The sequence below is a fragment of the Sulfitobacter sediminilitoris genome, assembly GCF_010667575.1.
Taxonomy (GTDB): domain Bacteria; phylum Pseudomonadota; class Alphaproteobacteria; order Rhodobacterales; family Rhodobacteraceae; genus Sulfitobacter; species Sulfitobacter sediminilitoris.
The window spans coordinates 105,054-127,453 of sequence record NZ_JAABNT010000009.1; the positions used below are offsets into that span (position 1 = coordinate 105,054).

Annotated in this window: 21 protein-coding genes and 1 pseudogene; 5 read left to right on the forward strand and 17 right to left on the reverse strand. The window is 60.0% G+C overall.

What is annotated here, in order from left to right; all coding sequences use genetic code 11:
- Nucleotides 1-59 precede the first annotated feature (59 nt).
- From dctP to GV827_RS14810, 3 genes are read left to right on the forward strand one after another with little or no spacing between them, the layout of a single operon-like run.
- The gene (gene dctP / locus GV827_RS14800) at nt 60-1,070 is read left to right on the forward strand and encodes a TRAP transporter substrate-binding protein DctP (RefSeq protein ID WP_164354590.1); all 1,011 of its coding nucleotides are present in this window, start codon (nt 60-62) and stop codon (nt 1,068-1,070) included.
- A 54-nt stretch (nt 1,071-1,124) separates the two neighbouring features.
- A complete protein-coding gene (locus GV827_RS14805; protein ID WP_164354591.1) occupies nt 1,125-1,631 on the forward strand; it encodes a TRAP transporter small permease in 507 nt (168 codons plus the stop codon).
- Nucleotides 1,631-2,938, forward strand: coding sequence for a TRAP transporter large permease (locus GV827_RS14810; protein ID WP_164354592.1), 1,308 nt, complete (start codon nt 1,631-1,633; stop codon nt 2,936-2,938). Before GV827_RS14805 ends, GV827_RS14810 begins: the two co-directional genes overlap by 1 nt.
- A gap of 4 nt (nt 2,939-2,942) precedes the next feature.
- Here GV827_RS14810 and GV827_RS14815 read toward each other — a convergent pair whose 3' ends face one another.
- From GV827_RS14815 to GV827_RS14830, 4 genes are all read right to left on the reverse strand, one after another.
- Nucleotides 2,943-3,611, reverse strand: coding sequence for a DUF1045 domain-containing protein (locus GV827_RS14815; RefSeq protein WP_164354593.1), 669 nt, complete (start codon nt 3,609-3,611; stop codon nt 2,943-2,945).
- Nucleotides 3,612-3,672: 61 nt separating this feature from the next.
- A complete protein-coding gene (gene gap / locus GV827_RS14820) occupies nt 3,673-4,680 on the reverse strand; it encodes a type I glyceraldehyde-3-phosphate dehydrogenase (RefSeq protein ID WP_164354594.1) in 1,008 nt (335 codons plus the stop codon).
- A gap of 106 nt (nt 4,681-4,786) precedes the next feature.
- Entirely contained in the window at nt 4,787-6,559 is a 1,773-nt protein-coding gene (locus tag GV827_RS14825; protein ID WP_164354595.1) for a TRAP transporter permease, read from the reverse strand.
- Nucleotides 6,560-6,611: 52 nt separating this feature from the next.
- The gene (locus GV827_RS14830) at nt 6,612-7,568 is read right to left on the reverse strand and encodes a TAXI family TRAP transporter solute-binding subunit (protein ID WP_164354596.1); all 957 of its coding nucleotides are present in this window, start codon (nt 7,566-7,568) and stop codon (nt 6,612-6,614) included.
- A 371-nt stretch (nt 7,569-7,939) separates the two neighbouring features.
- On the opposite strand from GV827_RS14830, the gene GV827_RS14835 reads away from it, so the two are divergent.
- Nucleotides 7,940-8,959, forward strand: coding sequence for an extracellular solute-binding protein (locus GV827_RS14835; protein ID WP_164354597.1), 1,020 nt, complete (start codon nt 7,940-7,942; stop codon nt 8,957-8,959).
- Between the two features lie 70 nt (nt 8,960-9,029).
- On the opposite strand, the gene GV827_RS14840 is transcribed toward GV827_RS14835, so the two are convergent.
- The 6 genes and pseudogenes from GV827_RS14840 to GV827_RS14865 all read right to left on the reverse strand — a co-directional run bounded on the left by GV827_RS14840 (nt 9,030) and on the right by GV827_RS14865 (nt 15,066).
- A complete protein-coding gene (locus tag GV827_RS14840; RefSeq protein WP_164354598.1) occupies nt 9,030-9,803 on the reverse strand; it encodes an HpcH/HpaI aldolase family protein in 774 nt (257 codons plus the stop codon).
- Nucleotides 9,804-9,842: 39 nt separating this feature from the next.
- Nucleotides 9,843-10,850, reverse strand: coding sequence for a sn-glycerol-3-phosphate ABC transporter ATP-binding protein UgpC (gene ugpC / locus GV827_RS14845; protein ID WP_164354599.1), 1,008 nt, complete (start codon nt 10,848-10,850; stop codon nt 9,843-9,845).
- Nucleotides 10,851-10,852: 2 nt separating this feature from the next.
- A pseudogene (gene ugpE / locus GV827_RS14850) lies at nt 10,853-11,690 on the reverse strand (sn-glycerol-3-phosphate ABC transporter permease UgpE).
- Nucleotides 11,691-11,707: 17 nt separating this feature from the next.
- Nucleotides 11,708-12,580 (reverse strand): sn-glycerol-3-phosphate ABC transporter permease UgpA, encoded by an 873-nt coding sequence (gene ugpA / locus GV827_RS14855; RefSeq protein WP_164354600.1) that lies wholly within the window; start codon nt 12,578-12,580, stop codon nt 11,708-11,710.
- 45 nt (nt 12,581-12,625) lie between these two features.
- The gene (gene ugpB / locus GV827_RS14860; protein WP_164354669.1) at nt 12,626-13,933 is read right to left on the reverse strand and encodes a sn-glycerol-3-phosphate ABC transporter substrate-binding protein UgpB; all 1,308 of its coding nucleotides are present in this window, start codon (nt 13,931-13,933) and stop codon (nt 12,626-12,628) included.
- 182 nt (nt 13,934-14,115) lie between these two features.
- Nucleotides 14,116-15,066 carry a 2-hydroxyacid dehydrogenase gene (locus GV827_RS14865; RefSeq protein ID WP_164354601.1) on the reverse strand — a complete coding sequence of 317 codons (951 nt, stop codon included), beginning with the start codon at nt 15,064-15,066 and terminating at the stop codon, nt 14,116-14,118.
- A gap of 174 nt (nt 15,067-15,240) precedes the next feature.
- Here GV827_RS14865 and GV827_RS14870 point away from each other — a divergent pair, with 174 nt between their 5' ends.
- Nucleotides 15,241-16,368: a cupin domain-containing protein gene (locus tag GV827_RS14870; RefSeq protein WP_164354602.1), complete on the forward strand. Its 1,128-nt coding sequence runs from the start codon at nt 15,241-15,243 to the stop codon at nt 16,366-16,368.
- 250 nt (nt 16,369-16,618) lie between these two features.
- On the opposite strand, the gene GV827_RS14875 is transcribed toward GV827_RS14870, so the two are convergent.
- The 7 genes from GV827_RS14875 to GV827_RS14905 form a co-directional block, all read right to left on the reverse strand.
- A complete protein-coding gene (locus tag GV827_RS14875) occupies nt 16,619-16,930 on the reverse strand; it encodes an antibiotic biosynthesis monooxygenase family protein (RefSeq protein ID WP_164354603.1) in 312 nt (103 codons plus the stop codon).
- Between the two features lie 13 nt (nt 16,931-16,943).
- Nucleotides 16,944-17,759 carry a ChaN family lipoprotein gene (locus GV827_RS14880; protein ID WP_235930376.1) on the reverse strand — a complete coding sequence of 272 codons (816 nt, stop codon included), beginning with the start codon at nt 17,757-17,759 and terminating at the stop codon, nt 16,944-16,946.
- Between the two features lie 79 nt (nt 17,760-17,838).
- Nucleotides 17,839-18,639 (reverse strand): 2-oxo-hept-4-ene-1,7-dioate hydratase, encoded by an 801-nt coding sequence (gene hpaH, locus GV827_RS14885; protein ID WP_164354605.1) that lies wholly within the window; start codon nt 18,637-18,639, stop codon nt 17,839-17,841.
- Nucleotides 18,636-19,493: a fumarylacetoacetate hydrolase family protein gene (locus GV827_RS14890; RefSeq protein WP_164354606.1), complete on the reverse strand. Its 858-nt coding sequence runs from the start codon at nt 19,491-19,493 to the stop codon at nt 18,636-18,638. The genes hpaH and GV827_RS14890 overlap by 4 nt, the downstream gene beginning before the upstream one ends.
- A complete protein-coding gene (hpaD, locus tag GV827_RS14895; protein ID WP_164354607.1) occupies nt 19,490-20,473 on the reverse strand; it encodes a 3,4-dihydroxyphenylacetate 2,3-dioxygenase in 984 nt (327 codons plus the stop codon). Before hpaD ends, GV827_RS14890 begins: the two co-directional genes overlap by 4 nt.
- Nucleotides 20,474-20,487: 14 nt before the next feature.
- Nucleotides 20,488-21,996, reverse strand: coding sequence for a 5-carboxymethyl-2-hydroxymuconate semialdehyde dehydrogenase (gene hpaE / locus GV827_RS14900; protein ID WP_164354608.1), 1,509 nt, complete (start codon nt 21,994-21,996; stop codon nt 20,488-20,490).
- Nucleotides 21,993-22,382 (reverse strand): 5-carboxymethyl-2-hydroxymuconate Delta-isomerase, encoded by a 390-nt coding sequence (locus GV827_RS14905; RefSeq protein ID WP_164354609.1) that lies wholly within the window; start codon nt 22,380-22,382, stop codon nt 21,993-21,995. The genes hpaE and GV827_RS14905 overlap by 4 nt, the downstream gene beginning before the upstream one ends.
- Between the last annotated feature and the right edge of the window lie 18 nt (nt 22,383-22,400).

The following is a 22,400-nucleotide window of genomic DNA, read 5'->3' on the forward strand; positions in this document are numbered from 1 at the left end:
GGGAGTTGCCTATCAACCAGGGGGTCGCGACAGCGGCTTCCATATGTGGAGGAAGACACATGAAAATGAACCTGATGGGCGGCTTTGTTGCCGCTTCCACGCTGATCGCATCAGCAAGCTATGCCGAGGACACGGTCACCGCAGTCCACGCGTTTCCAGAAACGCTGATCTATACGAAAAGCTTTTTGTCCTTTGTGGACAAGGTAAACGAAGCCGGTAAAGGCGTCGTTCAGATCGAAGTGCGCGGCGGCCCAGAGGCCATCGGCATGTTCCAGCAGCCAGACGCGGTGCGCGACGGCATCGTCGACATGGTCTATACCCCCGGTTCTTTCTATGGCGGCGCGCTGCCCGAGAAGGACGCGATGGTCGCATCCAACCTCACAGCGGTAGAGACGCGCGAGAACGGTGGCATCGAGCTGATCGACCAGATCCATCAGGAGAAGATGGGCCTGAAATACCTTGGCTGGTTCGACAGCGGCGTGTGCTACAACCTCTGGACCCGTGATGAGCCGTCCTTCGACGCCGATGGCAACCTTGAGGTCGAAGGCCTCAAGCTGCGCGGCAACAACGTCTACAACGCCTTCTTCACCAACTACCTTGGCGCACAGGTGATCGACCTGCCAACTGGCGAAGTCTACTCCGCGCTTCAGCGTGGCGTGGTCGACGCGACAGGCTGGACCCAGATCGGCCTGATTGACCTGAAGTGGAACGAATTCCTGAACTACCGGATCGAGCCTTGCTTCTTCTCTACCGACCTCGGCGTGATCGTAAACAACGACAAGTGGAACAGCCTGTCTGACGAATCCAGGAAGATTCTGCAGGACGTCGCAATCCAGCATGAAAAAGACAGCGTCGAAGCCCTGCGCGCAAAGCGTGACGAGGATTTCGCCGCCCTTGAAGCGGCTGGCATGAAGGTCGTCTCCCTTGAAGGCGAAGCCAAGGCAAACTACCTTGCCGCGGCCCGTGAAAAGACATGGGAGCGCATGCAGTCCGTGATGGCAGAGCAGCCCGGCGGGACAGGCAATTACGACCGCCTGATCGAGCTTTTCTACGATCTCGACGCGAACTAAAGCACCATCGGGTCCGCCGCCTCAGGCGGACCCATCACCTTGCGGGCAGGCACCATGGCAGCACTATACAGGATCTACAGCGCGCTTGTTTACGTGATGGCTTTCATCGCGGGGGCCACGCTGGTCTGGCTGATGATCTCGACCATCACATCGGTGATGATGCGCAACCTTGGCCTGCAACCCGCCGCGTGGCTTTTCACATCCGCCGAATACGGCATTCTTTACATGACGATGCTCGGCGCCCCTTGGCTGGTGCGCGAAAAAGGGCATGTGCATATCGAACTGGTCACCTCAGCCCTGCCCGACGGTCCGCGTAAAATTGTCAGCCGCTTGGTCGCCCTTGGCTGCGTGATCGTCTGTCTGATCCTGACATGGAAAGGCATCGAGCTGTTCCTGACCAACATCGAGCGCGGCGACTATGATACCCGCGCTTATTACTACCCCCGCTGGCTTCTCACGATCACCTTTCCGCTCAGCTTTGGGATCATGGCGATTGAATTTTCCCGGTTCATCTTTGGATCGGATCTGATGCACACCGGCGAAGCAGGAATTCACGAATAATGGAATGGTTTGAAGCTCTCGCCCTGCTGTTGGGCGCCATCATGTTCCTGATGGCATTGGGGATGCCTGTCGCCCTTGCCTTTCTCGCGGCGAACATCATCGGTGCATGGGTATTCATGGGGGGCGAACGTGGCGTGGGTCAGCTTCTCAACAATGGCCTTGGATCGCTGACGAAATATGCGCTGGTGCCGATCCCGCTGTTTTTGTTGATGGGAGAGATTTTTTTCCACACCGGCCTTGGCGGACGCATGTTCAACGCCATCGACAAATTGCTGGGCCGCCTGCCCGGCCGGCTTAGCTATGTCACGGTGTTGGGTGGTACTGCGTTCTCGACCCTATCGGGATCTTCCATGGGCTCCACGGCCCTGCTCGGTTCTCTCATGGTGCCAGAGATGAACAACCGCGGCTACAAATCCCACATGAGCATCGGCCCGATCCTTGGCACGGGCGGACTGGCCATCATCATCCCGCCCTCCGCGCTCGCGGTTCTGCTTGCGACGCTTGCGCAGATCGACGTTGCCGCTTTGCTGATCGCGGGCGTCGTTCCCGGCCTTATCCTTGCGTTCTTCTACATTGCCACGATCTGGATACAGACCAAGATCGACCCCACAGCCGCGCCAGCATATGACGTGATACCGCTGTCGTTCGTGCAAAAGCTTAAGCTGCTGCTGACCGAGGTCGTACCGATGGTCGGCGTCATGGTCGTGATTATCGTGCTGATGATCAACGGCATCGTCACCCCGTCAGAGGCCGCTGCCTTCGGTGCCTTCGGTGTCCTGATCCTTGCCGCTGCGTTTCGGTGCCTCACGTGGGATAACATGAAGAAATCCATCATCGGCGCGATGCGTGTGACCTTGATGGCTTATCTGATCGTCTTCGGCTCGGCCACGTTCAGTCAGCTTCTGGCCTTCTCGGGCGCGTCGCGCGGGTTGGTCAACTGGGCCACGTCCTATGATCTTGCCCCTCTTGTGATGCTGCTGGTGATGTTCGGTGTATTGCTGCTGCTTGGCATGTTCATGGAGCAAATCTCGATCATGCTGCTGACCGTGCCAATCTTTTTCCCATTGGCCTCCACCCTCGGCTTCGATCCGATCTGGTTTGGCCTCATCATGCTGCTCGCGCTTGAGATCAGCTTTACCACGCCCCCTTTCGGACTGCTTCTGTTCGTGATGAAAGGCGTGGCCCCTCCCGGCACCACCATGCGCGAGATCTATACTTCGGCCTTTCCGTTCATCGGATGTTCGCTGCTGTTGGTGGCGCTCCTGATCGCCTTTCCGCAATTGGCGCTTTGGCTGCCGGGGCTTTGACCCATCAACCTGTCAGCGCGATGCGGTCAATCTCACAGAACATGCCGTCGGGGCGCTCACCAACCAAGGCAAGCGCGTCAAGGTGCAAGCTGTCTGGTACAATCGGCGCGAAATGGGCCTGCGCCGCGGCCTGAGCTGCGTCCAGGTCCTTGAGCGGCCCGGTCAGTGTCATGTGAAACCGGAACTGGTCCATCACGTAAGGGTATCCCCACAAAACAAGGTTCTCCTGCTGTGCAGGTGATAGATTGACCCGTTGTCGGCGGGCAATCTCGGCCTCCAACACGGGGGCGCGAAACGGGTCGAGCTTCCGCACGACAACAGCGGCTAGTGCCCTGAGATCGCTTTGGTCTCCCGCTGGCGTCAGAGCAAGAAACCGGCCCATCGTGGTGACGGACAGACCGCCCAGACTGATCGGCTTGATTGTTGCGCACAGCGCCTCGAACGCGCCGTGCAACTCCCGTTCTGTTTGTCCGGATTGCAGTCCGAAGGGCGGTTTGATGGTAGCGTGAAACCCGTATTTGCGCGGCCGGTCTGTTGCCGCATGCAAATCCAGACCGGTAATCTGAGGCTGCGCCACGGCCTTGCCGGTCGCGATGTCCCAGCCCAGCCAGGCGGCGCCCCGCACTGCGAATGCTGCCTCTGGGGTGAAGTAAACGCCATAGCGTGTGTACATCCGTCGGCTCTCCTCTGACGGGTCCAGCCATAGCTATGGCACAGCGCAACCGGTGCGCCAATCAGCCTTTGAGCAGACCTGCCATATAAGCCGAGGTATCCAGCATCCGGCAGGAGAACCCCCACTCGTTGTCATACCAGCTGACCACGCGCACCATACCGCCGCCCGTGACACTAGTGAGCGCGGGCGCATAGATCGATGACATCGGGTTGTGATTGAAGTCAGAGGACACAAGCGGTGCCTCCTCGTATCCCAACACGCCCTTAAGCGGCCCCTCGGACGCCTTGCGCATCGCCTCGTTCACCGCGTCCAAGCTCGCTGCTTTGTCGGTCATGACGTTCAGATCGACCAATGACACATTCGCCGTTGGCACGCGGATCGCGGACCCTTCCAGCCGACCATCGAGATGTGGCAACACCAGTGAGATGGCGCGCGCGGCGCCGGTCGAGGTGGGCACCATGGACAAGGCCGCGGCCCGCGCCCGGTACAGATCTTTGTGATCCCGGTCATGGGTCGGCTGATCCCCGGTATAGGCATGGATGGTGGTCATGTAGCCGGTCGCGATGCCAAAGGCGTCGTCCAGCACTTTTGCAATAGGGGCCAGACAGTTTGTCGTGCAAGATGCGTTTGAGACGACAACATCGTCTGCCGTCAGCTCCGCGTGGTTGACCCCGTAGACGACAGTCTTATCCGCCCCGCTGGCAGGCGCTGAAACCAAGACGCGTTTGCTGCCGTTCTCCAGATGCTTGGCCGCCGCCTCACGGCTGTTGAAACGTCCCGTGCATTCCAGCACGATATCCACGTCGCTCCAGTCCAGTTCTTCGGGTTTTGCAATGGCGCTCAGACGGATCTTGTGCTCGCCCACCTGCATCACGTCCCCGTCGACCTTCACGTCAGGGCCAAAGGTGCCATGTACGGAGTCGTATTTCAGCAAATGCGCGAGGTGATCAGGCGGTGCCAGATCGTTGACGGCGACCACTTTCATGTCGTCGCGGCCGGTCTCAAACAGGGCGCGCAGAGTGCACCGACCGATCCGGCCGAACCCATTGATTGCGATATTCGTTGTCATGGCACACGCCCCCATCCAAACACTTGCAAGCATTCTGACCGCTTGTTAGCGCTAACAGGTCAGCAAATCAAGGAAAGTTCAGCCAATCCGTTCAATTGTCCGAATATCAGAACCAGGCGCCCGCAAAGATAACGATGAGGCCCGCTGCACAAAGAACGACGCGCAGCAACACAGTGACCTTGCCGATCAATCCGTAGGATATCAGCGACAGCCCCACCGCCATCCGCAGCGCCGCCCAAATTGCTGCCAAGGGCGCGTCTCCCAGCGCGATCAACTGATCGTTGGCAATCATCCCAAGCGGTATCAGATACAGCCCGACACCCAGCGCCATCGCGGTCAGGGCCACCTTCAGCCAGTTCTCTCCGATCATGCCCGCAGCAATGAAAACCGCACCGCAGACCGGGGGCGTGATCGTGGAAAGCAACGCGAACCAGAACACAAACAGATGCGCCTGCAAGGGCGCCAAACCCAATTCGATCAGGGCTGGTCCGGCGACTGACACGCAAATCACGTAGGCCGCCGTCGTCGGCACCTCCATGCCCAGCAAAAGACAGGCCAGGGCGGTCAGCAAAAGCGCAGGCCAGAGCGACCCGCCCGAGCCAGAGAGGATCACGCTGGTCAGCTTGACACCCAGCCCGGTGATCCCCAGCACCCCGATGATGATCGACGCGCAAATGATGATCGACGCGATCATCGCGACCTGCTTGCCTGCAGACAGCGCCGCATCTGCCAGCCGCGTTCCCCACTGCCGCAGGTCCAGACCGCGCTTTCCATCCACGGCCAGCGCCAGCACCGCGACCAATACCGCCACACAGGCCGCGTATTGGGGCGTAAACCCCAGTGCGAACATCGCGGTCAGCAGCACCGTGAACGGCACAAGAAAGAACGCCGAAGTCACGATCACATCCCGCATACCGGGCCGCTCGTCCTCTGGCACACCTTTGAGATCGTAGCGGCCCGCATAGGCGTTGATCCCCATCCAGACCGCAAAGAAATAGAGCGTCGCCGGCAGGATCGCCGCGACCATGATCTGCGTGTAGGGCACCCCTGTCAGTTCAACCATGACAAAGGCCCCCGCCCCCATCAACGGCGGCATGATCTGCCCGCCGGAGGAGGCCACGGCCTCCACCGCAGCCGCCAGCCGCTTGGGGTATCCCAGCTTGGTCATTGCGGGCAGCGTGATCGCCCCGGTCGAGGCGACATTGGCCGAAGCCGAGCCTGAAATCGACCCGAACAGCGCCGATGACAGCACCGAGACTTTCGCCGCGCCACCTTTCAATCGCCCCGCCGCTGCCGAGGCAACATTCATGAAACCCTGCCCTGCTTCGCCTGCGTTCAGCACGGCACCAAAGATCACAAAGATCGACACCACGCTGACAGAAACTCCTGTCAGGCTCCCCCACAGCCCGCCTTCGGCTATTGTCAAAGTCCCCAGAAACGACGGCAGCGGCGTGCCCGAATGTCCGAACTCCCCCGGCAGGTATTGCCCGTATAGCCCGTAAGCCAGCGCCGCGAGGGCGACCAGAGGCAAGGGCCAGCCGATCATCCGTCGCGCCCCCTCGATCGCGATCAGCAACAGGGCAACCGCCAGCCAGACCTGAGCCCGGCCTTCAAGAAACCCATATTGGTTGCGCAGCATCTGGTGGTTCCACGCAATCCACAGGCAGCACCCCACCCCGATTGCGGTGATCACCCAGCCGCTGACCCGGCTGACAGAACCTGTTGCCGCAAACAGAAATACCCACGGCAGCACCAATGCCATGTGCAGCGGGCGGCTGACCAAGTTCGGCACCAACCCGTAGAAGATCAGCCCAAGGTGAAACGCACAGGTGATCACGCCCAGCGCCACCCAGATGGCGGGTCTTGATGTTTCTGTCATGTCGGAAACCACGTGATGACCCCGGCCAGCCACGCCAGCCGGGGTGGTGTCGTTACATATGCGCGTCGCTCAGTTCGACGCCCACTTCCTTGTAATACTTCACCGCACCCGGATGGATGGCGCTGGTGATGTTGCTCAGCATGTCGGGCGTCACACCCTGCCACCAGGCAGCCGCCTCACCCAGTTCTGCCTGACGCTCCCAGAAGGTCTTGGTCAGCAGGTAGGCTGTCTCATCATCCATCTTGGTCGTCGCAAATGCGGCCACCGGCAAGGATGTGGTCACGATATCCGCGTCCTGTCCGGCATAGGTGCCCGCCGGGATCACCAAGCGCGTGCGCTTGGATGCCGCGACCTGATCATCGCTCATCGAGATCACATTCACCGGCGTCGATGCTGCGGCCTCAATCACGTTCGGCGCGGGATATGAGCCGGCCGTGACAAAGCCATCGATCTGGCCGTTTTTCAGCGCCGACACTGCGTTCGACAGTTCACTGTCCGCGATGGTGACCTTGCCTTCCAAACCGAACAGCTTGAGGTACTTCTCCCCTTCACGCGCCCCGAAAGAGCCGCTACCCAGCAAGATGGTCTTGCCCTCCATATCGGCAAAGTTTTCTACGCCCGACTTTTCAGCCATCACAAAATGCATGGTCAGCGACGGGATGGGAAACAGCGCGCGGATCTCATCGAACGCCGGGTCGCCCTTGCCCTCGAACATGGCTTTGCCGCCCTGTGCCAGACCGACCAGCGCGGGCGGCGTGGTAAAGACGTAGTCGCCCCCGCGTGCGCGCGCCTCCATCACGTTCTGCACGGACCCTTGGCTTTCCTCGACCGTGACAATCACATTACCATCGGTGCCTGCCTTCATCGCTTCGGCAATCTGCACGCCCATCTGGTAATAGGATGAACTGCTTTTGGCGGACTTGTAGGTCACGCGCGTCTCGGCCCAGGCGGTGGGTGCCAGCAGGCTGAGCGTTACCGCTGTCCCGGCAAGAATCTTGGTGAATTTCATGTCATTTCTCCCTTTTTTCTGCGGTGATCTTTTCCCATCACCTTCGCAATGACAAGGCGTCGTGGAACGACAGCGGTGTGGCAATCGATGATTGCTCCCTGCGGCGGGCAGATTACCACACGCTGGACAAATGGTGGCATAACCGTGCCTTCTGACCGACATCACTTGGCAAAAGTGTCTGGCCGTGACGCAAGAGATGGCGTGCAACCGCCACTCCAAGATCATAATTCTCCGGCCCGTGGAATCGACATTTCAAAAGCAGCTTATGAGCGCCTCATTCAATTCCGACTATTTTGATAAAGTATATTGCGTCCGCCTGCGAATCTGTTACTTGAGTAAATCAGTAAAGAATTCCAAGACGGGGATCCCACATGACCACTTTCACTCAGGCTACTCTTGCGTTTGCGGCAGCGACAACGTTGTTTGGCAGCGCAGCAGTCGCGCAAGAGCTTAACCTCTACTCGTCGCGCCACTATGACACCGACGAACGTCTTTATACCGATTTCACCGAAGCCACGGGCATCACCATCAACCGGATCGAAGGCAAGGCCGATGAGCTGATTGCGCGGATGCGGGCTGAGGGGGCGAACTCGCCTGCGGATGTCCTGCTCACCGTGGATACCTCCCGTCTTGAACGCGCCAAGGACGCAGGCGTATTGCAGTCGATCGACAGTGCCGTGCTCGAAGAGCGTATCCCCGGCAACCTGCAGGACAGCGATAACCAGTGGTTCGGTTTTTCCCAGCGTGCGCGCATCATCTTCTATGACAAGAATGAGGTGACCAACCCGCCGACGGACTACATCTCGCTTGCTGACCCTGCGTACAAGGGCATGATTTGCCACCGTTCCTCTTCCAACGTCTACAGCCAGACCCTTTTGGCCTCGATCATCGAAAACCACGGTGCCGAAGCCGCGAAGGAATGGGCCGCAGGCATGGTCGCCAACTTCGCCCGTGATCCAGAGGGCGGCGATACGGACCAGCTGCGCGGTATCATCTCGGGCCAGTGCGAGATTTCGGTCGCCAACACCTATTACTTCGCCCGCGCCCTGCGCATCGATGTTGACGGTGTCAGTTCAGACATTGACCAGATCAGCTGGATCTTTCCCGCGCAAGAGGCTGAAGGCGCCCACATGAACCTGTCTGGCGGCGGCGTTGCGGCGCATGCACCGAACCGCGAGAACGCCATCAAGTTTCTTGAGTATCTGTCTTCCGATCAGGCGCAGCAGTATTTCTCTGCCGGGAACGATGAATTCCCCGCCGTACCGGGCGTGACCCTGAGCGAAAGCGTGGCAAAGCTGGGTGAATTCAAGGCCGACGACGTCAACCTGTCGGACGTGACCAAGAACCTGCCCGAGGCACAGAAAATCTTTAACGAGGTCGGCTGGAAATAAGCCACCAACCAAGATTGTTGAACGGGCGCGCCTCCGGGTGCGCCCTTTTGCCGTGGCGCGCGCATCCACCCTACTTCAACTGGTTCTTCACTTTGGCCAAAAGCGCGTCGGACGCCCGCGCCAGCAACGACGCATCCGTGCCGCAGGCCACAAAGGTAAATTCATCATTCAGCAGTTCCGCCGCAAAATCCGCGTCCAGCACCAGCGTGCCACAGGCCACGCCCTTGGCCGACAATTTGCGCGCCGTGGACCGGATCAGGTTCCAGACCTCAGTGTCCATCGACTGACCAACCTTGCCCATGTCCGCCGCGATATCCGCCGGACCAAAGAACACGCCTGACACACCATCTACCGCCGCGATCTCTTCGGCCTGCGCGATGGCGGCCTGTGTCTCGATCTGCAGGATCACGGTCAGTTCTTCTTCGACCCGCGCCACGTAGTCCTTGATGCGGCCAAACTTGTTCCCACGCATCGCACCCGACACGCCCCTGAACCCGCGCGGTGGATACCGGGTCGACGCGACAGCCTGTTCGGCCTCCTCCACCGACTGGATCATCGGGAACAACAGCCCCCGCACACCAAGGTCCAGCAGGCGCTTGACCATCACCGGATCATTCCACTCCGGCCGCACGATCGCTGTCGTGTCGCTGTCGGCAAATGCCTGCAATTGCCCCAGCACCGTGAAATAGTCATTTGGCGCGTGTTCCATATCGATCAGCGCCCAATCAAAACCGGCAGGCGCCGTTACCTCGGCTACAAAGGGGCTCGACAGACTGACCCAGAGGCCCAGTTGCTTTTGCCCAGCAGCCAGCGCACGGGTGAACGGATTGAGTGGGAACTCCATCAACAGCCTTTCTTTCCTAACTGGCCCGTGCTTCGATCCTCAGCATCGCTGCCCATGTGCATCAAAGGTGATCTGATCTGCCTTGGACCAAGCCAGACCAACTTGCGCCCCTTCTTCGGGCTGGGCAAGGCTCGCATCCTGACGGACCGTGGCGAAACTGCCATCAGCCAGTTTGACATGTACCAGCGTCTCGGCCCCCAAGGCCTCCGAATACAACACCTTGCCGTGCGCCTGCGCACCGGTCTGCGCGATCTGAATATGTTCTGGCCGAACGCCCAGCCGAGCCGCCTGCGTCGGCATGTCCTTCGCCAGCGCGACGTCAAGGAAGTTCATAGGAGGCGAGCCAATGAACCCGCCGACGAATTCCGTCTGGGGGTTGCCGTAAACCTCCAATGGTTTACCGATCTGGTCCGCAACCCCGCCGTTCATCACGATCATCCGGTCCGCCATCGTCATGGCTTCAACCTGATCGTGCGTGACGTAGAGCGATGTCACCCCCAGCCGCCGCTGTAGCTGCTTGATCTCCAGTCGCATCTGCACGCGCAGCTTGGCGTCGAGGTTCGACAGCGGTTCATCGAATAGAAACACGCTTGGCTTGCGCACAATCGCCCGCCCCATCGCAACCCGTTGCCGCTGACCGCCCGACAACTCGCGCGGACGCCGTTTCAGATATGGCTCCAACTGCAACAGCTTCGCCGCCTCTTCCACCCGCGCCGTGATTTCGCCCTTGGGTGTGCCCGCGATCTTGAGCCCGTAGGCCATGTTCTCGAACACCGACATATGCGGATACAGCGCGTAATTCTGGAACACCATTGCGATGTCCCGCTCCATCGGTTCCAGCCCGTTCACAACGCGGTCCCCGATGCTGATCTCACCGCTCGTGACTGTCTCTAGCCCGGCCACCATGCGCAGCAGTGTGGACTTGCCACAGCCCGACGGCCCGACGATCACGATGAACTCCCCGTCCGCAATGTCGATGTTGATCCCGTGGATCACATCGGTCTTGCCGAATGATTTCTTGACGTTTCTCAGGCTGACTGTCGCCATGGTTATTTCTCGCTGTCTACAAGGCCGCGGATGAAGAGTTTTTGCATCGAAATCACAACCACCACCGGCGGGATCATCGCCAGAATTGACGTGGCCATGATCACCGGCCAATCAGCCACATCATCGCCCGATGGGAACATCTGCTTGATCCCCATCACGATAGTGTTCATCGACGGGTCCGTGGTGATCAGCAGCGGCCAGAGGTATTGGTTCCAGCCATAGATGAACAGGATCACGAAAAGCGCCGCGATATTCGTCCGGCTCATCGGCAGCAGGATATCAAAGAAGAACCGCATGGGGCTGGCCCCATCCACCCGCGCGGCTTCGGCCAGTTCGTCCGGCACGGTCATGAAAAACTGTCGAAAAAGGAAAGTTGCCGTGGCAGACGCTATCAGCGGGAATATCAGTCCCGAATAGCTGTTAAGCATACCAAAACCCGCAATCACCTCGTAGGTCGGCACGATGCGCACCTCCACGGGCAGCATCAGCGTCAGGAAGATCAGCCAGAAGAAAAGCCGCCGTCCGGGGAACCGGAAGTACACAATGGCGAAGGCGCTCAGCAGCGAGATGATGATCTTTCCAATGGCGATCCCCATCGCCATGATCAGGCTGTTCAGCATCATCAGCGCCACCGGCGCATTCACCCCCCGCCACCAACGCCTTGCGGTAATTCTCAAAGAACTGATCTCCGGGCAGCAGGGGCATCGGCGGCTTCACGATCTCGGGCTGGCTGACGGTCGAGGCCACAAAGGCCAGCCAGATCGGAAAGAAAATGAACAACAGCCCGATGATCAAACCCAGATGCGTCAGCCACAGCCCCGCACCGCGTTTCTCGACCATGCCCTCGCGTGTTTCCATCAGTAGTGCACCCGGCGTTCGATGAATTTGAACTGGATGATCGTCAACACCCCGACAAGCACCAGCAGAATAACCGACTGCGCAGCAGAGGAGCCAAGGTCTTGCCCCACGAAACCATCCGAATAGACCTTGTAGACAAGGATTGTCGTCGATTGCTGCGGCCCGCCTGACGTAATCGTGTGGATCACGCCGAAGGTTTCAAAGAACGCGTAGACGATATTCACGACCAGCAGGAAAAACGTTGTCGGTGACAGCAGCGGAAAGACAATGGTCCGAAACCGCGTCCAGAAGTGTGCGCCGTCAATTGCAGCGGCTTCGATGACAGTACGCGGAATGGCCTGAAGCCCTGCGAGGAAAAACAGGAAGTTATAGCTGATCCGCCCCCAGGCCGAAGCGACGACCACAAGGCCCATCGCTTCCTCGCCGTTCAGGACATGGTTCCAGTCGTAGCCCAGCAACCCAAGATACCACGTCACCACGCCCACCCGCGTGTTGAACATGAACAGCCACAGCACGCCGGCCACGGCAGGGGCCACCGCGTAGGGCCAGATCAGCAATGTCCGGTACACGCCCGGTCCCTTGATCAACCGATCCGCAAGGTAAAGCGCCACACCCATCGACACCAGCGTGACAAGGATCGAGAAAACTGCCGTCGTGACAAAGGAGGCCCGATAGTACGAATTGGACAGCAGATACTCAAAATTGCCCAAGCCGACATATTGCATCGACAGCCCGAAGGGATCGGGAATGAACAGCGACTGCCAGATCGCCTGCCCCGCCGGATAGAAGAAGAAGACCGCCGTAATGACGATCTGCGGCAAGACCAGCAGCAGCGGCAACCAAATGCCTTTGAAAGTAACGCGCTTTTCCATCGGGATGGCGCACCCCGGCCTACGTGACCGGGGTGCTTTCCTTGGTCAGCGGTTGGCTTGCTCGAACCGGCGCAGCAGTTGATCGCCACGCTCTTTCGCGCTGTCGAGCGCTTCCTGAGCAGATTTGTCACCGGACCAGACCGCCTCAAGCTCTTCGTCGATGATGCCACGGATCTGATCGAATGACCCCAGTCGCAGACCCTTGGAATTATCCGTCGGCGCCTTCGCTGTCATCTGGATCACAGCGGTGTCCGTTCCGGGGTTGGCATCGTAGAACCCTTGCTCTCGTGTCAGATCGGCAGCGGCCTTCGTGATCGGAAGATACCCGGTGTCCTGATGCCACTTTGCCTGAATCTCGGGCGAGGACAGGAAGTTCAGGAAGGCGGCGACGCCCTTGTATTCCTCGTCAGACTGACCTTCCATCACCCAAAGAGATGCGCCACCGATAATGGTGTTCTGTGGTTCATCTGCGACTGCCTTCCAATAGGGCAGCGGGCGCACGTCAAAATCAAACTCGGCCTCCGCCTTGATCCCGGCATATCCCGCAGAGCTTTCGGTAAAGAGCGCGCATTCACCTGCGCGGAAATTCGCACCACCCTCATTGCGGCGACCCGCGTAGATGAACTTGCCATCCTTGGCCCAGTCGCCCATCGCAGAGATATGCGCGACCTGTGCTGCACTGTTCAGGGCAAGTTCGGTGTCGACACCGCCAAAGCCGTTGGCCTTGGTTGCGAAAGGCGTGTCATGATACGCCGAGAAGTTCTCAAGATGGATCCAGCTTTGCCAAGCGGTTGTCATCGGACAATCCACGCCCTCGTCTTTTAGTTGCGTCAACACATCACCAACCTGCTCCCAGGTCGACAGATCCGTATTGGGATCGATGCCCGCCTCCTGCAGCTTGTTGCGGTTCACCCACAAAACGGGCGTCGAAGAATTGAATGGCAGCGACAGCATCTCTCCGTCAGAAGATGTATAATAACCTTTGACCGACCCGATATAGGCATCCTGATCGAACTCTGCTCCGGCATCTGCCATCACCTCGTAGACAGGTTTGATCGCGCCTTGTGCCGCCATCATCGTCGCGGTGCCAACCTCGAACACCATCAGGATGTCAGGCTGCTCACCCGCACGGAATGCGGCGATGCCTGCGTTCAGCGTCTCGGAATAGTTGCCCTTGTGCGTCGCCACGACGGTGTAGTCGGATTGGCTGTTGTTGAATGTCTCAACCTGCTCCGCGACCAACTCTCCCAGACGGCCGGTGAAAGCATGCCAGAATTCAACTTCGGTCTGCGCAAGTGCAGGGGCTGCGAAAGCCATTGTGGAGACGCCAGCGAGTAGGAAATTCTTTACCATTTTGATGATCATCCCAGATCCGTTGAGGGTACAAACCCAGCTATCAGGCGTCGCTTCTTTTTGGCAACGGCCTGAAATATGAAGATTTGTAACAAGCGAACAGGGCCGAAGTCTGGACCGAACTCTTGGTTCTGTGCAAGCCCTTTCATCACCTCCGGTTGTGCTGGCGTCAGACCACTGGACTATACCGGGTTTGGTACCTGCCCGCCGTCAAAGAAGGCCGCAAGGTTCGCCACCGCCATCATGCCCATCTCTTCGCGCACCTCTTGCGCAGAGGTCCCAAGATGCGGCAGCAGGGTGACGTTTTCCATCGCGCACAGCGCCTCGGGCACCTTCGGCTCAAACTCATAGACATCGAGCCCCGCACCCGCGATACGCCCTTCCTGCAATGCCGTGATCAAGGCTGCCTCGTCCACGACATCACCCCGTGCGATGTTGATCAGGTAGCTGTCAGGCGTCATCGCGCCCAATGCGGCGGCGTCGATCAGATGATGTGTCTGAGGCGAAGCCGGCACCGCCAGCACCACCACATCCGCGGCGGCCATCACATCCTCAAGCCGGTCCATCTGCGTGGCTTCGCCCCCCGGATCACTGACAGTGGAGCGATTAAAGAACACCACCTGCATTCCAAAGCCTGCCTGCGCACGTCGCGCAATTGCCTTGCCGATGCGGCCCATCCCGACAACGCCCAGTGTCTTGCCCGTCACATGCATCCCCAACAGCTGCGTCGGGTGCCATCCGGCCCATTCACCCGCACGCACCATCCGCTCGCCTTCTCCCGCACGGCGGCAGGTCATCAGCATCAGTGTCATGGCAATGTCCGCCGTCGCGTCGGTCACCGCTCCGGGCGTGTTGGTGACCTCGACACCGGCCTTGCGCGCGGCGACGGCATTGATGTGATTGAACCCCACGCCAAAGTTCGCGAGGATCTTGCAGCGCGGGGCCTGCGGGAAAACGTCGGCGGAAAAGGCATCCCCCAACGTCGGCAGCACCGCGTCGAACTCTTCAAGAGCCGACACCATCTCGGCGCGGCTCAGCGGCGTGTTCTCTGATCGTATGGTCACCTCGAAACGGGCTTTGGCCGCCTCCACGACCTTGTCTGGCAATGGGCGGGTGATCAGTAATCTCGGCACGATGTGTCTTCCTTGCGTAGGTCCATTTCTGACGTCGCGGCACACTGGCGCATCGTACCGGCAAGCGCAATTCGGATTGGCGGGTGGGTCAGCGCCAATGTTGCATGCCCACCGCTCTTGTGAGACGGTCCGCGCAGCCCCGCTCCACCGCAACTTTCAGCAAGGTGCAAAGACATGAATTCCCAAGCCAAGATCACAGCGGACGCCATCCGCTCTGCCGAAGTCGTCCTGCCGGTACAGGATCTCAAGACCGAGATGCCGTTCTTTCTGGGCGAACTGGGCTTCCGGCTTGACACCATCTATCCAGCCGACGATCCGGCCGTCGCCGTGATCTCTGGTCATGGGGTCCGAATCCGGCTGGAACGGGACAGTGACGCAGGCCCCGGCGTGGTGCGGCTCTACTGCGACAGCCCGGACAGCTTTGCCTCGGATGGCGCGACGCTCACCAGCCCCAACGGCAACCGGGTGCAGGTCCACGATGCCAACCCGCCGCTGGTGATCCCGGAAACGCAGCACTCCTTCATGGTCCGCCGCCTTGCCGACAGCGACAGTTGGATCATCGGCCGCGCGGGCATGCGCTACCGCGATCTGATCACCGACCGGCTGGGTGGCTCCATCATCGCCAGCCACATCCGCATCCCTGATGGCGGCCCGGTGCCTGATATGGTGCATTACCACACCGTCGGCTTCCAGCTGATCTTCTGCTACCGCGGCTGGGTGCGGCTGGTCTACGAAGACCAGGGCGATCCCTTCATCCTCAGCGCAGGCGACTGCGTGATCCAGCCCCCGCAAATTCGTCACCGGGTGCTGGAGGCCTCTGACAATGTCGAAGTGCTGGAGATCGGCGTGCCCGCCGAACATATCACCACCATCGACCACGAGATGGAACTGCCCAACGGCATCGGCGACCCCGACAGGGACTGGGAGGGCACGAAATTCGTGCATCACAAAGAGGCCGAGGCGACGTGGACGCCCTGGCGCATCCCGGGATGGAGCGCACGGGACACCGGGATCGGCACGGGCACCGCGGGCGTCGCCGGAGTACAGGTCGCCCGCCCCGATGGCACCGCTGCGCCAGCGCCCTGGGCCAGCCACGACACCGATATCCATTTCACTTTCGTCAAGGAAGGCAGCCTCACCCTCGAGGCCGACAGCAAGGGGCGTAAATCCCACGACCTCGTGGCAGGCGATGCCTTCGTCCTGCCGCCCTTTCTCAAAACCCGCTATGTCAACGCCTCCGCCGATTGCGAATTGATTGAGGCCACTCTGCCAGCGACTTTCAAAACGACCGTCTTCGACTAGGCCAGAACGATGATTCTGCGCGGGGTCAAGGATGCCGCAGGCACCGCGCTTGCGCGGCTTGTCCTTGACGCCGTGGAGAATCGCCACCCACCCTCGAACAGGTGTCTTGAGCGCAGACTTGCGGCTCAAGCACCTCTCAGCAGACGGGAAAAACCTGTCCGCCTGCGCAACGCTGCAATGACGGGCTCACCCTACAACAGACGCCAAGAATGTCATCGCGCGTCAGCGCGGCAATCGGATCACGGCCGCGTCAGGCAATGTGCTGGATCGTCGTGAAACCTTCAAAGCGCGGGGCACCCTCATGAAGCTTCGACGTGCTGCCTGCATCCTTGTGGGCGGCCCGAAACGCCTCTGATTTTGTCCAAGCCCGAAAGGCATCCTCGGATGCCCATACGGTGTGCGAGGCATAAAGCACCGTCCCGTCGCGCTCAGGCCCACGCAGCATATGGAATTCGACAAATCCGTCCATCTCCTTGAGATGACTGTCACGTCCCAGCCAAAGCGCCTCGAACGCTTCCGCGTTTTCCGGTTTCACCTCAAATCGGTTCATGGCGATGTACATCTGTCTCTCCGGGTCAGTTCTTGTCAAAGGTCGCGCAAGGGTCTTGGCGCGGCGCGGGGTCAGTCACGATGGTCAAATCAAAGCGCGGATCGTCGGGTGCGGCGGGCGCTTCCACAAAGCCCACTGTGTAGGTTGAAACATCCGGTTCTGCCAGCGCGATCATATGCGGCATGGCCCAGTCGCGGCGGGCATGGCCATTGCCGGTGATCACCACGATGGGCGCACCGTAGGTATCAAGTGCCGTCAGCGCAGCCTTCGAGAACGCCGCGTCGCGCAGGCGCTGTGCTTCGACCATGCCCCCCATCAGGTTGAGCGGCATCGCCGCGCAATGGGCGTCGAACTGTAATTGCTTGCGGATGTCCAGCTCTGCGTCAGGCAGGCTTTCGGTCAGACCAAATGCCTCCGCCCCGTCGCCAAAGACACCTGCAGCACCCTCGGCGAAAGCCGCCCGCACGCTGTCGCGGGCGACCATGGCGCCCACGGCATCAGCGTCTCCGAGTGCGTCGAAAACCGGTGCATAGAGCGCGATGTCAGGCCAGCCGGCGTCCTGCCAGCCTATCGCCGCGCCCAAGGCGGCAATGTCGCTCCGGTCCGAGGCGTTGACGCCCTCGGCCATCTCGGCGTTCAGCATCTCGAAGACCACCGCTTTCGGCGCGATCAGCCGCATCAGGTCAGCCTGCCCCGCATGATGCGCCGGATTGTCGTGGATCTCTCCGAGGATAACGATATCGGCATCCAGCATTAACTCGGTCTGGTCATCCGTCAGGTCCAACGCGACAGCCGCCTGTGCCGCCGCAAGGGTAATGAGTGCTGTCAGTGCCCGCCACATCACGCTGTCTCTCCGTTCAGGTTATATCCGCGGAGATAGAGGGTTTGTTAACCAAATCCACGCGACAGGAGGGCGCAGATCAGTCAAACTTAACCGAGACGGACCCGAAGAAGCCATAATCCGCAATCACCTTTGCGCCCGGTGGGCATTCGACCGGTCGGATGAAACTGCCCGACAGCACGATGTGCCCGGCGTCGATCTGCTGGCCATATTGTGCCATTCGGCGTGCCAACCAGATCACGCTTTCGACCGGGTCGTTCAAGACGCCCGCGCCCAGACCGGTCTCCTCGATCTCACCGTTTCGGGACACCATCGCACCGACCCAGCGCAGGTCGATATCCCCCGGCGCATGGTGCGTCTCTCCCAACACGATGCCCGCATTCGCGGCATTATCGCTGATCGTGTCCAGAACGCTGCGGGTCTGGTGGGTTTGCGGATCGGCGCGCAGGATGCGCGTGTCGAGGATCTCGATCGCCGGGGCAACATAGTCGGTGGCTGCCAGCACTTCATCGCGGGTCACCAGCGCACCGCCCAGCGGGGCCTTCATCACGAAGGCAATCTCGGCCTCCATCCTTGGCTGGATGAAGCGCCCTCTTGGCACTGTCGCACCGCTTTGAAACAGCATGTCGTCAAACAGGATGCCGCTGTCGGGAATGTCGATGCCCAGGGCCGATTGCATCGCCTTTGAGGTCAGCCCGATTTTCCAGCCGATGACTTTGCGCCCCGCCTTCAGCTTGGCCTGCCCCACCTCTTTCTGGATGGCATAGGCATCATCCATCGTCATATCGGGAAAACGCAGGGACAAAAGTCCTACCTGCTGCCCGGTCTGTTCGGCCATGATCAGGTCAGCCGCCGCTGCTGCGTGTTGCTCTGGCGTCATGCCTCATCCTCCACGGTGTTGCGCAGGGTGCCGATGGTGTTCACCTCCACCTCGACAACGTCGCCCGGTTTCAGGAACCTTGGCGGATCAAAGCGCGCGCCTGCGCCGGTCGGCGTGCCGGTGACGATGATATCGCCCGGCTGCAGCGTCATGAAGGTGGAGATATAGGCGATCTCTTCGCGGATCGGGAACATCATCCGGCTCAGGGTGTCGTCCTGACGGACCTCCCCGTTGACCCGCGTGACGATGCGTGCGTCATCCAGTTGAGCGGTATCGGTGAAGGGGACGATCCACGGCCCCATGGCACCGGATTTGTCCCAGTTCTTGCCCTGCGTGACGTTGAACTTCGCATGGCGCACCCAATCGCGGATCGTGCCCTCGTTGCAGATCGTCAGCGCCGCGATGTGGTCATAGGCATCCGCCTGCGCGATGCGCCGCCCGGCCTTGCCGATGACAATCGCCACTTCACCTTCGTAATCCAGCTGATCGCTCTCTGGCGGGCGGATCAGGGGCTGGTCGTGCCCGGTAAAACCGCTGGCAAAACGCGGGAAAAGCGACATGTGCTTCGGCTGTGCGCTGCCGTCCTTATACTCCGCGTTGCGGTCCGGAAAGTTGACGCCGACGCAGAGGATGCGACGGGCGTTGGGCAGCACCATGTCGTAGGTCACATCGGTATGCGTCACCGCCTCGCCATCTGCGGCGCGGGCCAACGTCGCAAGCCCACCGTCTGCAACAGCATCCAGCAGGCTGGGCCATTGCGGAAAATGTGCTGACAGATCGATCATGCCCTTGTCTGCAACCGCGCCGTAATAGCGGGTGCCATCGGCGATGTAGGTGGCAAAGCGAGCGGTCATGGCGCGATGATCGGCGTTGCCTTCAGCTGCGCCTCCTGCGTTTCGGTGCCGACGAACTTTGTGCCATGTTCGAACCAGCTTCTGGGTGCCGCCGCACCCCAAAGCGTCTGGCGCTGCGGATCTTTCAGGTCCCACTTGATCGGCTCATGATCGGGGTCCAGCGTCTGGTAGTCGGAGCTGTAGATTTCAATCCTGTGCCCGTCCGGGTCCAGTACGTACAAAAAGAACGCGTTGGAGATCCCGTGGCGACCCGGGCCGCGTTCGATGTTGCCGACGTAGCCGGTTGTCGCCATCAGATCGAGCAGGTCAATGATGTGCAGCGGGTTCGCCACCCAAAAGGCCACATGATGCATGCGCGGGCCGGTGCCGTTTGTGAACGCCATATCATGCACACCACCTTTGCGGTGCATCCATGCCGCCCAAAGCGCGTGGCTCTCCTCGTCCTCGGTGTATTCCGTCACGCGGAAACCGATGTCGTTATAGAACGCGACAGAGGCGTCGACGTCCGGCGAGAAACAGTTGAAATGGTCGATCCGAAGCGGTCTGACACCATGGTACAGCGCGTAGTTCTGATGGATCGGCTTGAGGCGATCCATCTTGTGATAAAATTCCAGCGGGATGCCGTGATTGTCCGCGGTCAACAGCGTTCGGCCCTGGTAGGGACGCGTGATCCATTCGGTCGGTCGTCCCCTGGCGCTGAAATAAGCCTCGGCGCGGTCCAGGTCATCCTCCGCATATGTCTTGAACCCCATAGTCTCAACCGTGCCGGGCTGATCGGATTTTTGCAAAATGATGCAGTGATGCCCGCGTTCCTCGAGCGCGCGCAGATAGATATGCGTGTCGCTTTCGTCTGTGACCTGAAGACCGAATGTGTCGACATAGAATGCACGCGACGCGGCAAGGTCCGAGACATTCAGGTACAAATGGCTGAGCCGGATGGTATTGAAGTCCGGATACAGATTTGGGGCGGGTACGGGCATTCTGCTGTCCTTTCTCAGACGCCGAGGCGGGAGATTTTGTGTTGGCCGGTAGCGAAGCCAATGTGCTTTTGTTCCATGTAGAACTCAAAGCTCCAGTCCCCGCCGTCGCGGCCGATGCCGCTGGATTTGACGCCGCCGAAGGGTGTCGGCAGATGCCGCACGTTTTCGGAGTTCACCCAAATCATGCCAGCCTCAAGCTTGTCGGTAAAGCGCAGCGCGCGGGTCAGGTCATTGGTCCAGACATAACCTGTCAGGCCATAGTCGGTGTCATTGGCGATCTGTAGCGCCTCCTCTTCCGTACGGAAGGGTATAGACGTCAGAACCGGGCCAAAGATTTCCTCGCGTGCGATCCGCATATGGTTGTTCGCGTCAGTGAAAAGCGTCGGTTTGACGAAATAGCCCTCACTGCCGATGGGCTCTCCCCCTGCCGCGATGGTCGCCTTGTCGTCTTTGGCTATGTCAAAATAGGACGTAACCTTGGCATAATGTTCCTCAGAGATCAGCGGCCCCACTTCGGTCTCTGGATCAAGCGGATGACCGACGCGGATGTTGTTGACCCGTTCGATCAGCCTTGCCTCAAAATCTTCCTTGATGCTCTCCTGCACCAGCAGACGCGAGGACGATGTGCACCTCTCACCGTTGATCGAATAGATCATGAAGATTACCGCATCGAGGGCGCGCTCAAGATCGGCATCGTCAAAGACGATCACGGGATTCTTGCCACCGAGTTCAAGATGCATACGCTTGAGGGTGTCGGCCCCCTGCTTGGTGATCAGGCTGCCGGTGCGGCTCTCTCCGACGAAAGCAATGGCTTTGATGTCGCGGTGTTCGGTCAGGGCCTTGCCCGCATCCTCACCATATCCGTTGACCATGTTCAGCACACCGGGGGGCAGGCCTGCCTCTTCGGCGATCTCGATCAGCAGGCGCGCGGTCAGCGGAGAGGCTTCGGCGGGCTTGTGTACCACCGTGCAGCCCGCGGCAAGCGCCGGGGCGATTTTCCAGGTCGATAGCATGAAGGGAGTATTCCACGGGGTAATCACGCCAACGGGGCCAATGGGCACGCGGGTAGTGACGTTCATCAGCGTGGGCGACGGCAGGTTTTTACCATCGCGGGCCGAGGTAACCTGATCGGCGAAGTAGCGGAAATTTTCGGCCCCGCGCAACGCCGCCTTGGACATGAAGCGCCACGCCTGACCGGTATCCCAGCATTCGCATAGTGCGATTTCTTCCGCGCGTGCCTCGATGCCTTCGGCGACGCGGATCAGGATCTTGCGCCGCTCGGTTGCGGGCATGTCGCGCCATGCGGGGAATGCTTGCTTGGCGGCTTTGGCGGCGGCGTCGATATCCGCGGCGGTGCCATGGGCGACGCTGCAGATCACGCTTTTGTCCACCGGTGAGATGGTCTGAAAGCTGCCACCGCTGCCAGCCGCATCCTCGCCCGCGATCCGGTTGAGGATGCCGCTCTGGCGAAATCGGGTCAGCAGGGTATCCAGCTTGGCGAGGTTTTCGTCGAATTTGCTCATTCGGTGTCCTTCAGGTGGTCGCGGATGGTCCCGGCCTTGGGCGAAAGATCAGGGTCGATATCGCGCATCTCGAACGACAGCGCGATGGGTTGCTTAGCCATGATGGGGGCAATGAAATCGTGGGCGACGCCAAAAAGCGTCTGGGTCGCCAGCTTTTTTGCAGCCATATCACGGCCTGCGCGCAGCCGGACAGAGATGTCGATATAGCCATGCGCGGGGTTGCCATCGGCAATGCTGTAATGCAGTGCGGGCACGGCGCGGACCCGGACACCAGCAGCAGGAAAGATGTCCAGTTGGGTGGCGGCCACGCGGAGCGCATTGCAAAGGCCCGCCATATCGACCGCGTCTTCGAGATTTGCAGAATAGTCGATGATCAGGTGAGGCATATTTAGTTACCATGTTAA